Source organism: Flavobacterium johnsoniae UW101 (assembly GCF_000016645.1).
Classification (GTDB): domain Bacteria; phylum Bacteroidota; class Bacteroidia; order Flavobacteriales; family Flavobacteriaceae; genus Flavobacterium; species Flavobacterium johnsoniae.
Window position 1 is genome coordinate 5400554 of sequence record NC_009441.1, and the last position, 14827, is coordinate 5415380.

At 34.3% G+C, this 14827-nt stretch carries 12 protein-coding genes and 1 pseudogene; 7 read left to right on the forward strand and 6 right to left on the reverse strand.

Annotation, left to right across the window (positions count from 1 at the left end; translation table 11 throughout):
- The first annotated feature begins 377 nt into the window (after positions 1 to 377).
- The gene (locus FJOH_RS23145) at positions 378 to 899 is read left to right on the forward strand and encodes a hypothetical protein (RefSeq protein WP_012026445.1); all 522 of its coding nucleotides are present in this window, start codon (positions 378 to 380) and stop codon (positions 897 to 899) included.
- Between the two features lie 275 nt (positions 900 to 1174).
- Positions 1175 to 2683 carry an ATP-binding protein gene (locus tag FJOH_RS23150; protein WP_012026446.1) on the forward strand — a complete coding sequence of 503 codons (1509 nt, stop codon included), beginning with the start codon at positions 1175 to 1177 and terminating at the stop codon, positions 2681 to 2683.
- 116 nt (positions 2684 to 2799) lie between these two features.
- Here the strand turns inward: FJOH_RS23150 and FJOH_RS27445 are convergent.
- Positions 2800 to 2925: pseudogene (locus FJOH_RS27445) on the reverse strand (LuxR C-terminal-related transcriptional regulator); the annotation flags it as partial.
- Between the two features lie 408 nt (positions 2926 to 3333).
- On the opposite strand from FJOH_RS27445, the gene FJOH_RS23155 reads away from it, so the two are divergent.
- A complete protein-coding gene (locus FJOH_RS23155; RefSeq protein WP_012026447.1) occupies positions 3334 to 3984 on the forward strand; it encodes a DUF1349 domain-containing protein in 651 nt (216 codons plus the stop codon).
- A 97-nt stretch (positions 3985 to 4081) separates the two neighbouring features.
- Here the strand turns inward: FJOH_RS23155 and FJOH_RS23160 are convergent, their stop codons facing one another.
- From FJOH_RS23160 to FJOH_RS23175, 4 genes are all read right to left on the reverse strand, one after another.
- Positions 4082 to 7192, reverse strand: a complete 3111-nt coding sequence (locus tag FJOH_RS23160) for an efflux RND transporter permease subunit (protein WP_012026448.1) — start codon at positions 7190 to 7192, stop codon at positions 4082 to 4084.
- A 4-nt stretch (positions 7193 to 7196) separates the two neighbouring features.
- Positions 7197 to 7496 (reverse strand): DUF190 domain-containing protein, encoded by a 300-nt coding sequence (locus FJOH_RS23165; protein ID WP_012026449.1) that lies wholly within the window; start codon positions 7494 to 7496, stop codon positions 7197 to 7199.
- Between the two features lie 66 nt (positions 7497 to 7562).
- Entirely contained in the window at positions 7563 to 8573 is a 1011-nt protein-coding gene (locus FJOH_RS23170; RefSeq protein WP_012026450.1) for an efflux RND transporter periplasmic adaptor subunit, read from the reverse strand.
- A gap of 51 nt (positions 8574 to 8624) precedes the next feature.
- On the reverse strand, positions 8625 to 9878 hold the full coding sequence (locus FJOH_RS23175) for a TolC family protein (RefSeq protein WP_012026451.1): 1254 nt from the start codon (positions 9876 to 9878) through the stop codon (positions 8625 to 8627).
- Between the two features lie 168 nt (positions 9879 to 10046).
- On the opposite strand from FJOH_RS23175, the gene FJOH_RS23180 reads away from it, so the two are divergent.
- From FJOH_RS23180 to FJOH_RS23195, 4 genes are all read left to right on the forward strand, one after another.
- Positions 10047 to 10559 (forward strand): hypothetical protein, encoded by a 513-nt coding sequence (locus FJOH_RS23180; protein ID WP_089477403.1) that lies wholly within the window; start codon positions 10047 to 10049, stop codon positions 10557 to 10559.
- Between the two features lie 144 nt (positions 10560 to 10703).
- Positions 10704 to 11336 carry an NAD(P)H-dependent oxidoreductase gene (locus FJOH_RS23185; protein WP_012026453.1) on the forward strand — a complete coding sequence of 211 codons (633 nt, stop codon included), beginning with the start codon at positions 10704 to 10706 and terminating at the stop codon, positions 11334 to 11336.
- Between the two features lie 389 nt (positions 11337 to 11725).
- Entirely contained in the window at positions 11726 to 12322 is a 597-nt protein-coding gene (locus tag FJOH_RS23190; protein ID WP_012026454.1) for a hypothetical protein, read from the forward strand.
- Positions 12294 to 12575, forward strand: coding sequence for a polysaccharide deacetylase family protein (locus tag FJOH_RS23195; RefSeq protein ID WP_044048056.1), 282 nt, complete (start codon positions 12294 to 12296; stop codon positions 12573 to 12575). The genes FJOH_RS23190 and FJOH_RS23195 overlap by 29 nt, the downstream gene beginning before the upstream one ends.
- Before the next feature lie 237 nt (positions 12576 to 12812).
- On the opposite strand, the gene FJOH_RS23200 is transcribed toward FJOH_RS23195, so the two are convergent.
- Positions 12813 to 14816, reverse strand: coding sequence for a RagB/SusD family nutrient uptake outer membrane protein (locus tag FJOH_RS23200; RefSeq protein ID WP_012026455.1), 2004 nt, complete (start codon positions 14814 to 14816; stop codon positions 12813 to 12815).
- Positions 14817 to 14827 lie beyond the last annotated feature (11 nt).

A 14827-nucleotide genomic window follows, 5' to 3' on the forward strand; every position in this document is an offset into this window, starting at 1 on the left:
AGTAGAAAAAATTTGAATTTGGGTGCAGAATCGGTGCACTTTGGGCAAAGACATTTATAAAACCTAGTATAGACAGGACTTCAGCGATAAAGTTCGAATCCTGCTCTCCCCACGAAACCTGCAAGTCTTTAGATTTGCAGGTTTTTTTATTTTATAAGATTGGCTCATTTTACAACTTCTCCAAAGTTTGCTGCAAAGAAAAATGAGTTTTTTACAAAATGATTTACAATTTAGATTATTTTTTTTCATAAGATTTCAATAATATGTAAATTAGTGTCTAAAGTATTTCGTGAAATTTAGATTCCTGCTTCAGTCAATTTGAAGTTTTTTAAAGGAGTAATTTTCAATATTAGATTAACATCCATAAAACCATTATTATGAGAAGGCTTGGTATTTATATAACAGCATTTTTGTTTATAACAATGAGTTCCTGTGAATCTTCAAATGCAGCTGATTTCAAGGAGTCGATCAATCAATCAGAACGCAGAGCTTTTGAAATTATTCTTGGAAAAAAAGGTTCAGGAGAAAAAAAGCTTAATTGTCTGGCAAAAGATGATTTTAAAGGAGCTTTAACAGCCGTGGATCAGCAGAGTAAAGAGTTTGATATCCTTATAGGCGATATCAAAAAGCTTTCTACACAAGGTATTCCAAAAGGCGAACCTCTTAAAACTGCCTCTCTTGAATACTATCAGTCCCTTAAAGAACTTCATGTATTTGATAGAAAAGAAATAGAGCAGGAAGCACTCCTGCGAACATTAAAGAACAATGAATTAAAGAATACTCAAAATAACCTTATAGTACTGGCAAGACAAAAAAAGATGCTTTATAACGCAGTATATGAAAAGGAAGCTCTACTACATACTGCAACTCAAAATTTTGATGCTGCCAATGGCTTTTAACAAAGATTTTTTATGAATACCCAATATGTTATTTCCATTTTTTAGATAGAAATTGATATACTTTCTGCAAAAAAAGTCAGTTGAAGGTGTCTATGATTTTCGACAAATACTAAAAAGGCTGCATTTTTAGTATCAAATATCATAGAGTACTTAAATCCCAACAAAAGAAAATTATATAGTTGAATTATTCATTGAAATTATGAAATATTAGCCAGTCTTGATATAACATCTACACTTTGTTTGATTCTAAATTTGTAAACAAAAAAATATCCGCCATGTATGATTATGTATCGCTGTTAAAAAACATTGTGGACAACACACCTCTTCCAATAGCTGTTTTAATTGGTCCCGAACTTAAAATAGAGCTTGCTAATCCTGCAATGATTTCCGTATGGGGAAAAGGAAACGAGGTAATCGGAAAAAACTATTTTGACGTAATTCCTGAATCTCCCAGACACGAAATAATGACGCAGGCTCTTGAAGTATTAAACACAGGAATACCATTTTATGCAAAGGATAAATTGATAGATTTAATAGTTGATGGAAAAATAACACACCATTATTTTAACTACAGTTTTACTCCTCTTTATGGTAAAGATGGAAAAATTTACGGTCTGCTAAAAAATGGAACCGATATAACAGACATGCACAACATAAAGCAGAAGATACAAAGTGCAGACGAAAGACTCCGCATAGCAGTTGAATCTTCCGGAATGGGAACTTACGAAATAAATTTAATTACTAAGGAAACTGTTACTTCTGGAAATTTTAATGAATTATGGTCAGTTGATGACGCGTCAGATACTGAAATGCTTCTAAAAAAAATGCATCCTGAAGATTTACCAGTAAGAGAAAAAGCACATCAGGACGCATTAATTACAGGAAAAATAGTGTATGAAGCAAGGATTATAAATGATAATCAATCTGAAAAATGGGTAAAAGTCAACGGTAAAATTATAAAAGATCAAAATGGGAATGCTTCCAGCATCATTGGAATTATACAGGATATCAGCGATCAGAGGCAGTTTGAAAAAGAGCTTCAGGAAAAAATCAAGGAAAACACTAAAGAGCTTAGAAAGTCAAACGAGAATCTAATTCATTTCGCCAATATGGTTACTCATGACTTAAAAGAGCCTGTAAGAAAAATTAAAACTTTTAATGGTTTATTAAAAAAAGAAATTGAATCTGAAAGAATTGAAAATATAAAAAAATATAGTGATAAAGTGGATCAGTCTGCCCAAAGAATGCAGACATTAATAGAAGGTACACTAGCCTATTCAACTCTTAACAAATCAATTCAGCCAGTCCAGAAAATAAATCTGGATGAGATAGTTGAAAATATAAAAATCGATCTAGAACTTATTATACAAGAAAAGAATGCTATTCTTATTACAAGTGAACTTCCTGAAATAGAAGGAGCTCCAATATTAATACACCAGTTATTTTATAATTTAATACACAATGCTTTAAAATTTTCCAAAGCAGATGAACCGCCCAGAGTTGTAATAACATCGAATATTTTAGATAAAAATGGTACAAAACATGTTCAGATAATCATTAAAGATAATGGTATTGGACTCGATGATATTTATGCAGATCGTATATTCAATGCTTTTGAGAGACTGCATTCCAAAGATGATTATGAAGGAACCGGCCTGGGACTTGCCCTATGCAGAAAAATAACAGAAAGACATTATGGAACTATCAATGCTGCAGGAAAAGAAAATGATGGTGCCGAATTTACAGTCACTCTGCCGCTAATCCAGGAAAAAAAGATTATCTAACAGTTTGACTGGTAGAGTAAATTTGATAAAAAACACAAGAACATTCTAAAAGACTTTATCACAACAAACCCAAAGCTGTTCGAAACCGCTTCAATAGAATTATTTACATTTAGTTTTTACAGAATATTTTGTCTGTGTCTGTTTACAGTATTACTACTGATATTGAGTTTCACAGCAATTTCTTTACTAATTACACCTTTGATGATTAAAATTTCTTTTCCACGAGAAGTCAAAAGATAATCGGGATGAATACGATTATTAATATCATCTTCCCAAATAGAATCAATTGTTGTAAATCCAGACGTAGAAATATCAAAAAACGTCCAAAATTACCCGCAAATATATAGCTCTTATTGCTTGCTAAATATTACAGCACAGCTGCTGAATTATCTAATTTTACATATACTTCCATCATTTTTAAAGCCTCATTTAATGATGCATTACGCTTTTCAGGACTGTCAATTTATTCAAAAGAAAATTTGTCTTCTAAGTTTGAAATAGGATCCATAACTGCAATTCGTTAGTTACTGTGCTAATTTATATGGAAAGAGATTAGAGTGATTTAAAAAATGGTTATATATAACTATTGCCATAAAAAACTCAAATTACATTCTTTGTAAATTATTAATAAAATTCAAATTTAAGAAATCATGAAGAGAATTCATTTAGTTTTAATATGTATATGCATAATGACTGTAAAAGGAAATGCTCAAAAATTAACCGCTATGAACTGGCTCAATGAACCTGCTGACTGGGAAATAAAAGACAATAAACTTATTATGCAGGTTACACCACAATCTGATTATTGGAACAAAAGTCATTATGGATTTACAGTTTACGACGGACCATTTTTATACACTGAGAGAAGCGGCGAATTTGAAGTTGTTGTAAAAATGAGCGGTGTTTATAAAACCAGATTCGATCAAGTGTGCCTTATGCTGCGCATAGATGAAAACAATTACGTAAAAACAGGTGTAGAATATGTAGATGGAGTTTACAATATTAGTACTGTTCACACTATCGATAAAAGTTCATGGAGCGTTTTGGGCTTAAAAGAAAAACCTAAAAATGTCTGGATGAAAGCCGTACGCCGACTAGACGCTTTAGAGATTTTTTATTCTATTGACGGGGTTAATTATACAATGACCAATACTGTGTATTTTCCAGAATTTAAAACAGTACAAGTTGGGATGATGGCTGCCAGCCCAGATGGAAAAGGATTTACGGCAACTTTTGAAGATTTTAAAATTACGCACCTTCCGGATCAAAGACGTTTAGAATGGTTAAAAAATAATCAATAGTTTTTACAGAATTACAAAATACAACTGCTGAACCCTATAAGTTCAGCAGTTTTTTATTATGACCGTTTTCATTTTTAAATTGAACAATAACTCATCTTCATTTTCTCTCGTTCATCCAAAAATATAAAGGAGGAATCAGTATTGGAGCAAAAAATAATGTACTAGTCAATCCGCCTATAATTACCGTTGCAAGCGGTCGCTGCACATCTGAACCAATTCCTGAAGATGTAGCCGCAGGTATAAGACCAACAATAGCCACAACCAGAATCGACAACAAGGCTCTTAACTGCTCTTTTGAAGCCGTTAGTACATTTTCCTGCAGATTATCATTCTTAAATAATGTTTTTCTATTTAAAGCCGATACAAGCAGTACTCCCGACATTACTGAAATTCCAAAAATGCTCACAAAACCAACACCTGCAGAAACATTAAAGTAATAACCTCTAATAAGTAAAGCCATAATACCGCCACCAAGAGCAAACAAAATACAACTCATGGTAATCATAGTATGCTGAAAATTTTTATACAGCATAAACAGGAATAAAAAAACCATAATAATTGTTAATGGAATAGTGAATGCTAATTGTTTTCCTGCTCGTTCCAGATTTTCATATTGTCCTCCGTAAATGATGCTGTATCCTTTAGGCACGGTAACATTTTTATCTACTTTTGCTTGTAATTCTTTTACAAAACTTCCCTGATCCCTTCCCCTGATATTGGTTCTAACAGTAATCATGCGTTTACTGCCGTAACGATAAATATTAGTCTGCCCTTCAACAAAATGTATGTCTGCCAATTGATCCATTGGTATTAATGCACCATTTGAAGATGGTACTAAAATAGCTTTTATTGCATCAATAGAGTTTCTGTACTGCGGTAAAAAACGAACTACAATATCATAACGTTTTGCTCCATCATACAAGGTTGAAACTGTTTTACCGCCAATTGCTACTTCGATCATATTTTGAATATCAGCCACATTAATTCCGAATCTTGCCGCTTGTTCCCTATTTATATCAATTGCCAGTTGTTCTTGCTCTCCTTCTTGTTCAATATTAACATTCTCAGCTCCTTGCGTATTTTTGGCAATTTGTGCAATTGTTTCTGCTTTTTTTCTCATCATTTCCAAATCATCGCCTACGACTGAAACTGCCAGGTCTGCCGCACTTCCGTTTACAATTTCCATAACTTGATCAATAATAGGCTGTCCTGAAGAAAATTGTACTGATGGAATCTGCTGCTGCAGATCTTTTTTAATTATTTCGACCAAATCTTTCTTAGCAATAGTATCGCTCCAGAGTTTATAATCTTTTAATCCCACTAAAATTTCATTTCTATTAGCAGGAAACGGATCGGTACCATCATCATTACGTCCGGTTTGTGTTATTACGTAAGATATTTGAGGATACTTCGCGATTATTTTTCTGATTTTAGGAGCATATTTAGCATTTTCCTGTATCGAAATTCCGGCTGGAAAATTTCCTCTTAAAAAGATCGATCCTTCATCTAATGTTGGTAAAAATTCGGTTCCTAATTTTAAGCCGCATAAAATAAATACTGCTACTATCGAGAAACCAATTATCGTTGTTTTTTTATAATTATTTAAAAATCCGGATAATGTTTTTTCGTATGATTTCGTTAAATAGTCCAAGACCACATTTTTGTGTTCTTTTATGGGTTTATCTACATCGAGCATTGCCTTTCTGTAAACAAACGAAATGAGGACAGGAATAAAGGTAAGCGCTCCCAGCATTGAACCGATAACCGCAAAAGCCAAAGTTAAAGCCATCGGAGAAAACAATTTTCCCTCTACCCGAGTCATTAAAAGTATTGGCATATAGGCCAATATAATAATTGTTACCGAGAAGAAAATCTCTCTTCCAACTTCCTGAGCAGCCTGAAGTGTAATTTGCACAATGCCTTCTTGTTTTTCTTCTGGTGTAGCTGTTCTGTATTTCCTTATGAGATGTTCTGCCATCAAACAAGCGCCATCTACAATAATTCCGAAATCTATTGCACCAAGCGAAAGCAGATTGGCAGGAATACCCGTAAGCCGCATTAAAATAAAAGCAAACAATAATGCAAACGGAATCGTTAAAGCTACAACCAATGCACTTCGGACACTTCCTAGAAACAAAATCAATAATATAATTACAATCGAAATCCCTTCAAATAAGGTATGTGCAACAGTTTCAAGCGAATGATCAATCAGGAATGTTCTGTCGTACATAGGACGCAGTTTTACGCCTTGAGGTAAATCATTTTCCTGCAGCTCAGCCATTCTTTCTTTTAACAATTTTAAAACTTCGCTTGGGTTTTCATATCGCCTTAAAAGAATAATACCTTCAACACCACTGCTTACATCTTTTTTGTCCTGAGTAACCGTATACCCCATAACGCCGCTTGGCGGAGGAGGCGTGATTTCTACGGTTGCCACGTCACGAACAAAAATGGGCATTCCATTTTCTGATTTAAGAACAATGTTTTGAATATCGCGTTCTGTCTTAATCGCTCCTAAACCACGCACCGCAAAACCTTGTCCGCCTCTTTCAATTATATTTCCGCCTGTATTTTGATTGTTTGCATCTACTGCATCCATTACGTTTTGAAGCGTAAGATTGTATTTTCTTAACTTTTCCGGCGAAGTAATAATATGAAACTGCTTTAATGGTCCGCCAAAAGTAGTTACATCGGCAATTCCCGGTACTTGCAGCAAGGCAGGTTTTATTACCCAGTCCTGTAAATCTCTAAGTTCTGCCTGGCTGTAGTTTGACGGTGCTTCTACAACATATCTGAAAATCTCGCCAACGGCGGTAGAAAGCGGTGCCAATGAAGGTGTAACTCCATCCGGCAATTCAGCTTCTGTAAGTCGTTCTGTTACCTGCTGACGCGCAAAATAATCATCTGTACCGTCTTTAAAAGTAAGTTGAACTACAGACAAACCAAAAATAGTTCTGCTTCTGCGGTCTAAAACATTTGGCGTATTCTGCAAAGCACGTTCAATAGGAACCGTAACCTGCTGTTCTACTTCCTCAGCGGCTCTTCCGTCATACTGCGCTACAATAATTACATTGGTATCTGCAATATCCGGGTATGCTTCTATTTTTAATTTAGTAAAACACCAAAAACCAACTGCCATTAAAACAAGGTTGATTGCAATTATAACCCATCGGTTACGAAGACTGAATATGAGTAAATTTTTAATCATCTGTTTACCATTTTTCTACTTGATTCGTAACTATAAAACCTCCTTTATAGACTTTTCGCAAAGCTGTTAAAACAGATTTTACCTTTTCATCCTCATCTATAAAATTGATCAATAAGGGTATTTTATCAAAACTGAACAAATCATGCGGTCTGTTAAGATAGCGGCTGGCTCCATACCCTATTTTGCCATAAAATACTGTTGCTCCCTTAATTTTGTGTTCAATCAAAAATCTTAAAATGTACTCGTATAAAGGCTGTGTTCCTTTTAACTCGTCTTTATCTATATATACTTGTGCCTGAATCATTGTTTTTTCTTTAAGGTGTTAACAAATACAATTTCCACTCTCTTTTTTTAAACAGCATTTTTGTTTTTAATATCCAAAACTGAGTCCTTTTAACTGCATAACGCCTTTTACAGCTATAGCATCACCGTTCGTTAAACCATTATAAACAACGATTCTGTCTCCAATCTGATTTCCTATTGTAACTTCTGTTCGTTCAAATTCTTTACTGCCTTTCTTTACAAAAACATAGTTTTTTGCCTGAACCGTAACCAATGAATTTTTATCGATGCTTATATTATCACCTTCGCTTATGCCAAAAGAAACCGCAGCAAACATGCCTGCTTTAAATTTACCGCTTGAATTATTTAGGCTTATTCGAAGTTTAACCATTCTGGTAGACTGATCAATCATATCGGCAATAGCATCAATTTTTCCAGAGAATTTTTCATTGGGAAATGCTGTAAATTGCACTGTACAGTTGTCTCCGTTTTTGATTCTGCTTATTTGGTTCTCCGGAATATCACAAATAATAAATGATGTTCCTGCTTTTGCTCTTTTAAGTGCTTCGGGTTCAAATCCTCCGGCTTTCAAGTCTGTTTCGAACTCAATCAAAGCCGCTTTTTCATTGGCCAAATTAGTTTGTTCGACAGATAACGCTGTCTGTGCTTCCAGCAAATCTTTTCCTGTTGCTGCACCATGCGCCAGTAAGTCTTTAGCACGGTCCACTTCTATTTGTTTTTGTTTAATGTTTTTATTCTGGATTTGATTAACATTAGCCAAGTGCTGAATAAGCTGTGTATAACTGGCAGCCAAATCAGGGTTTTCGAATAATATAATATTCTGCGATGCTCCTTCCTGTGATTTCATAACCGTTGCCGAAACTTTGGCTGGAGCAGTAATTTGATTATTAAGAATTGAATTTCCAATGGATTCTGTTTCAAAAAAGACGGCACTGCTGTCGGTAGGAAATACAATTGTTTTTCCATTATTTTTTACCTCAGGCATGTTGTTTACTGTCTGATTTGGTTTGTTTTCTTTGCCGCCGCAGGCATAAAGAAACAATACTATAATGCCGCTATACTTTAATAAATGTTTCATAAGTAGATAGTATTTGTTTTTTTAATGAATCCCGATAATTATCGCAGATCATTATTGAGCTATTTGATTAATTAACCCTGAAGCATAAAGCAGTTTGATATAACTAATTCTATACTCCTGCATCGAATCATAATATTGCTGTTGTATATCGAGCCAGCTGCGCTGTGCTTCCAGAAAATCAATAATGGTAGTACCGCCTCTTAAATAAGAATATTTTACACTCTTTAAAATACTTTCTGATCTGGATACTAATGCGCTAAAACTTTCAAGATTGCTTTTTTGAGTCTGGTAAGCATTAAATGCATTGGTTATTTCTGTCTTAATCAGTCCTTGTGTAGCTATCAGGTTTTGTTCTGCCTGCTGTTTTAAGTAATTTGACTTTTTTATTTCACCCTGATTTCTTGTAAAAAAAGGAAGCTCAATTGTACCATACAAACCTACATACGGAATTGTGTTTTGCGGATTGTAAATTAATCCCAGTTCAGGCTGCGGATAAGCTAATGATTTTTGAAGATTGATATTAGTATTAGCAACATCTAAAATTGATTTAGAAGCCAAAGCATCTGTTCGTTTGTCTAAAGCTTCCTGTAAAAAATCTTCTAAATTAGAAGGCAGAACAAATACAAAATCATCACTAGAATCAATATTTATTTCTTCCTGAGCGCCCAGTAAATATTTCAGACTGACTAATTCGTTTTTTAAATTTTGTTCTGCTTTTCTTATTTCTAATGTATATTGATTTGCCAGCAGAGTTGTACGGTTTAAATCTGTTTCTGTAATTACCTGATTTTTTAAACGTACTTTATTTATAATCACCAAGCTGTCTAAGTTACTGCTTGCTTTTTTTACTATTTCCAATTGTTTTTGCGCAGCCCACACATCAACCCATTTCAAACCTACATCCTGAAAAAGGTTACGTTCTATTTCATTGTAGTTTTTTTGAGTTAAAACTGAGTTTTGACTGGCAAAATCAATTTTATTTTTGCGTGTTCCTGCAAGCTGAAAAACTTTGCCTAATTGTAAATTCGTCTGCGTATTAGCACTATTAAAAAAACCGGTATTAGGCGCATAGTTTTTTTCTGCCGCGATGCCAATATAGTTAAAACCAAAAATTAGATTGGGTCTTAATTTCGCCGTTACAATATCACTTTGAGCAATATCTACTTCATAATGCTGGCTTTTGAGAACGGGATTATTGTTTTTTGCTGTCTGGAGGGATTTTTGAAGACTATAATTTGTTTGTGCTATTCCTGTTATGGAAAATAAAGTCAACAAGACAAATAAAAGAAAGTAATGTTTCGACATAGCTTTATTTTTTATTTATTGCCTTATAAAAATACAAAAAAATACAATTATTAAACTATTACGTGTTAAAAAAAAATACTAAAAAACTTACATAAAGTCAATTTTATTTCTTTTTCTTCTCTTTAATTTTGATACTATCAAGTAATGTATCACTTAATAATAATTAGAATGAAAAAAATAACCGTTATTACAGCATTAACTATTGTTCTCTTTGTTACATATTCTGCAAATGCTCAGAAAAATTCACAGCAGCTTGTTGAAGACTTCCAAAAATTGTCTGGCAGCTGGAACGGAAGCTTGACTTACTTAGATTATTCTTCCGGAAAACCCTATACAATGTCAGCAGATGTTGAAGTTAAAAGAATCAATAATTCTAATGAATTTGAGTTCATTAATACTTACCCTAAAGAAAAAAGTGCCAACTCAACCCAAATTATTAGTATTTCACAAGATGGAAAATACATTGGTAAAGAAGAGGTAATCTCAAGAATGGAACTCGTCGATGGTCAAATACAAATTGTTACTCAAAAACAAGGAAAAGACGGTAATGATAATAAGGAAGCCGTAATCAAGCAAACTTATACAATCAGCAAGACTGCATTTTCTATACGCAAAGACGTTTTATTTTCTGGAGATACTAAATGGATAAAGAGACACGAATATGCCTATTCAAGAAACTAAAACTGCCTTCACCTAAGGCTGCTCCTATTTAAAGATTGTCAGCTGGATAAGATTATCTTTATATTAACATTAGATTTTCTCTTGAGATTATAAAAATATATTTAAAGTCTTTACTTTTGAATAGAATTAAAATTGATACAGAAAATGAAATTACTAGATGCTCTAAAATGGCGCTATGCAGCCAAAAAAATGAACGGACAAGTTGTACCGCAGGAAAAAATCGATTATATACTAGAAGCTGCAAGATTAGCTCCTTCTTCATCTGGTTTACAGCCATATAAAATTTTTGTAATTACGAATAAGGAATTACAGGAAAAAATAAAAACTGTAGGTTTTGAACAAAGCCAAATTGTGGATGCTTCTCACGTATTGGTTTTTGCGGCATGGGATGGATACTCTTTAGAAAAAATATCAGAAGTTTTTGAAAGAACAACGGCTGAAAGAGGAATTCCGGCAAGTGCTATGGATGAATATAAAGAAAGACTTTGGGGAATGTATAAAGATCTTGGTCAGGAATGGCATGCCAATCATGCAGCAAAACAAGCGTACATTTCGTTTGGTTTAGCTATTGCTGCAGCTGCAGAACAAGAGGTTGATGCTACACCAATGGAAGGTTTTATCCCAGCCGAGGTAGATAAATTATTAGGTTTAAACGAGCTTGGTCTTAAAAGTGTATTAGTACTGCCTTTGGGTTACAGAGATGCTTCTAACGATTGGTTAGTGAACCTAAAAAAAGTAAGAACTCCGCAAAGCGAATTCATTACTGAAATAAAATAATTTCATTTCAAACATACCATAAACCAATAATTGAATCACTGCCGCATGAACGGTATATCTTTTTTGGCTTGAAATGTGGATTTACCCATTTCAGCTTATTTAAGGCAGTAATAAAACAAAAAGATGAACATCACTGTTCATCTTTTTGTTTTATATTGATATTTATTCTATTTGAATAGGCTGAAAATCCTAAAACCATTTACAAGCTTTATGTCAGTGATAAGAAATAGATTCTAAAAAAATTCCTGCCGCATTAAAAACTTTTCTGAGTTTACTATTCCAGATTTACCAACGAAATATCGTTGGCAGTCAATTTTCTGAAATTTTAGACTTACATACGTAATTATCAATACCTTCGTATAACCAAAGCCAGTTTAATCATACGAAAGATGTTTCCTAACCAATCCAAAGCACTTTTGTTTCTCCTTGTTATACTTACAATTGGGGACCAAAATGTCTGGGCCTCTGTTAAAAATGGAAAACAAGTTGAAACCGCAGAAAAAAACCTGCCGGTTCAAAAGCATAATACAAATCAAGAACCGCCTTACAGCGAACAGCAAGTTAAAAAAGCTGAGAGACTGCTAAACAGTTTACCTGAAAACGTAGATAAAATCAAGATTTTATTAAAAGTATGCGACTGGTATGAAGCTTCTTATAACAATCCTAAAACATTAGAAAAGGCTTTTCAATATGCCGAAGATGCCCTTAGGATAAGCCAGGCAATTCATTCAAACATTTATTCCGGTAAATGTTATCTACAGCTTTCAATGATACATGAATTGAGAAACCACAATTCGATGATAGAAGTTACAGCCAGAAAAGCAATAGCAGTATTAACCCAAACAAATGATTTAGATGATTTAGCAGAATCCTGGGTTATGGTCTGGTCATCAAAAATGAGAACCAATGCACCTATAAAAGAAAGATTAGAACCCATTTTTAAAGCTGCTGCTCTATTTGAAACAACAGGAAATTGTTTTGATTGAAGGCAAAAACTTTTCTTCAGATCAATTTTTTAATCAGGTTAAGGCTGAATTTGACCAGCTTTATGCAGAAAGTGAATTTAAGCGAAGACAGCTTTCTATCAGTTTTCACGACCGAATTGGCGGTACACCGCAAATGGTTAAAACTACTTCTGATTTATTAGAGTATATCAAAAAACATAATGGCGTTACTTTTAAAAGAAAAGATGAAATAGCTAAAATGACGCTTGAGGATAAAACATCAATTCGTGAATAAACACACTTTTTTGGTTTGTTATATTCGCAGCAAAACGATTCTTTTACTTCTGCTTACTCAAGATAAAACCTGCAAGTCCTTACGATTTGCAGGTTTACTTTTTTATGGCATTTAATAATATGGACTTTACCAATTTACAGAATCAGAAGAATAAATCAGTTAAAAAATCTTTCATACCATAAATAAAGGCGGCCAATTGGCCGCCTTTTTGGTATTTTAAAAATTAAATAAAGAAAATTAAATTTTACTTTCGTCATCAACAGCATCCTGCCATTTATCCCAAACTTTTACTCCTGCATTATATCCGTCATAACCAAAATTCTGGCTTAACTGACCTCTAATGTTAGGCTCGATTGCAAGTCTAAATGGAATAGGCCAGTAATTGTTGCGTTTATCCATAGAATAAAACTTTACACCTGGTTTTAAAGAAATACCTCCCGGATATTTGTTATAAAGTGTATAATGAACAATACGCTGCCACCAATAACTTCCTCCAGATGCGTCTTTTCCTGCTTGTTTATCCCAAGTGTCTTTGTTATACGTATTTCCCCATTCATCTGGTTTTCCGCTCAAGGCCAGACAGTGCGAAATACGTTTTAACTCTACATTTCTCCATTCTTCCATATAAAGTTCTCTTCCTCTTTCTGCACAAATATCACCAATAGTTACCGTAGTATACATTTGTGAAGCTTTTGCTCGTGTTCTTACAGCATTTACGTCCTGAGCTGCACCTGAAACATTGCCTTGATAAAAACGGGCTTCTGCACGTAACAAATAAGTTTCGGCTAAACGATAGATATACATATGCGCACTTGCTCCTGCAGTCGCTCCCTGAAAATCATTTGCTGCCGGATTAGCTTCGGCCACAACATCGTGATAAAAGATTTTATAATGCGGGAAATCAAACCAGTCACGAATAGAATCCTGCGCTAACAACTTGCCAGATGCATCTTTCATTCTAAAATTTTGACCAGCCCACGCTGCACTTCCGCCAGCACCCGGAGCATATTTAAGATCTTCCATATTTACCCAGTTACCAACAGTACTGTTATGTCTAAGATCGACCTTATCTTCAACACCATTTACAACCCACATAGGATGCTGTGAGTAATAAGAACCGCTGATTGTACCAATACCACGCCCTATTGCTCTTTGATAATCATACTTTGCATTATAATTGGTTTTATCCGTCAATGGAAAACGAGGCGCAGCTGTTTTTCCGTCAGGAGTAATTAAGTTGGCATCATTCCAGTTTGGACCAAAAATTCTCATTGAAGAAAATGCTAAAAATGACTGTGCTCCTCCATTTGGTGCTACCAAAATAGCCTCTGTATTTGCAGAAATCACTTTGTTTTCAGGTCTGTGCAAATCCCAGATTACATTTCTTGTAATAGGCCATGCCGTTGGGTTTCCTCCCGGATCAAATATTCCTAAAGTATTTTGTACCAAAGAATAACCAGATTGATTAATCAAAATATTCGCTTGTGCTTCAGCATCGGCAAATCTTCCGGATGCTAAATAACATTTAATCAATAACTGACGGCAGGCACCTTTACTAATCATACCCACATAACCTATTTTTGCCTGTTCCGGAACCCATTCTACAGCTTTCTCCATATCAGCCGTAATCATTTCAATGATGGCTTCTTTTTTTGTAGAATAATAACTCTGCTTTGGAACTTCCAAAATTTTAGTGATCAGCGGAATATCTCCAAATTGATACACTAGATTAAGATATCGGTATGCTCTGTGAAAATAAGCCTGACCGATATATTTATTTTTAACTTCTTCAGATAAACTTGTCACATTACCAATATAGGTTAATACTGTATTAGCATTTTTGATACCTGTATAGGCTTCTGTCCACATAAATCCAAGATAAATAGATTCACCGCCTGCATCTCTTCTAAAATCTCCAGTAGGAACAATAGTATTGGCATAATCAGCAATATTACTGCCTGTATCAGTTTTTCCATACTGTGCCATATCTGAGAAAAGATATTCTGTACCAATAGGCACACTCACACCAGAATAACCAAAGTGAATATAATTATTACGCAGCTGTTTGTCACACAATGCTAAAGTTGCCTGTAATCCGGCTTCTGTAGAAAATGTAGTTCCCGGTTCGTAAAACGAAAGCGGATCTGAGTCAAGAAAATCTTTTGAACAAGAGCTGGAAAGCACTGCCAATACTGCGAAAGGCAATAGTCTTGTAATTTTATGTTTTATATATTTTTTCATTGTTGGGTAAT

Coding starts and splice junctions, on each gene's coding strand:
- FJOH_RS23145 (WP_012026445.1), top strand. CDS start 378: ATGAGAAGGCTTGGTATTTATATAACAGCATTTTTGTTTATAACAATG.
- FJOH_RS23150 (WP_012026446.1), top strand. CDS start 1,175: ATGTATGATTATGTATCGCTGTTAAAAAACATTGTGGACAACACACCT.
- FJOH_RS23155 (WP_012026447.1), top strand. CDS start 3,334: ATGAAGAGAATTCATTTAGTTTTAATATGTATATGCATAATGACTGTA.
- FJOH_RS23160 (WP_012026448.1), bottom strand. CDS start 7,192: ATGATTAAAAATTTACTCATATTCAGTCTTCGTAACCGATGGGTTATA.
- FJOH_RS23165 (WP_012026449.1), bottom strand. CDS start 7,496: ATGATTCAGGCACAAGTATATATAGATAAAGACGAGTTAAAAGGAACA.
- FJOH_RS23170 (WP_012026450.1), bottom strand. CDS start 8,573: ATGAAACATTTATTAAAGTATAGCGGCATTATAGTATTGTTTCTTTAT.
- FJOH_RS23175 (WP_012026451.1), bottom strand. CDS start 9,878: ATGTCGAAACATTACTTTCTTTTATTTGTCTTGTTGACTTTATTTTCC.
- FJOH_RS23180 (WP_089477403.1), top strand. CDS start 10,047: ATGAAAAAAATAACCGTTATTACAGCATTAACTATTGTTCTCTTTGTT.
- FJOH_RS23185 (WP_012026453.1), top strand. CDS start 10,704: ATGAAATTACTAGATGCTCTAAAATGGCGCTATGCAGCCAAAAAAATG.
- FJOH_RS23190 (WP_012026454.1), top strand. CDS start 11,726: ATGTTTCCTAACCAATCCAAAGCACTTTTGTTTCTCCTTGTTATACTT.
- FJOH_RS23200 (WP_012026455.1), bottom strand. CDS start 14,816: ATGAAAAAATATATAAAACATAAAATTACAAGACTATTGCCTTTCGCA.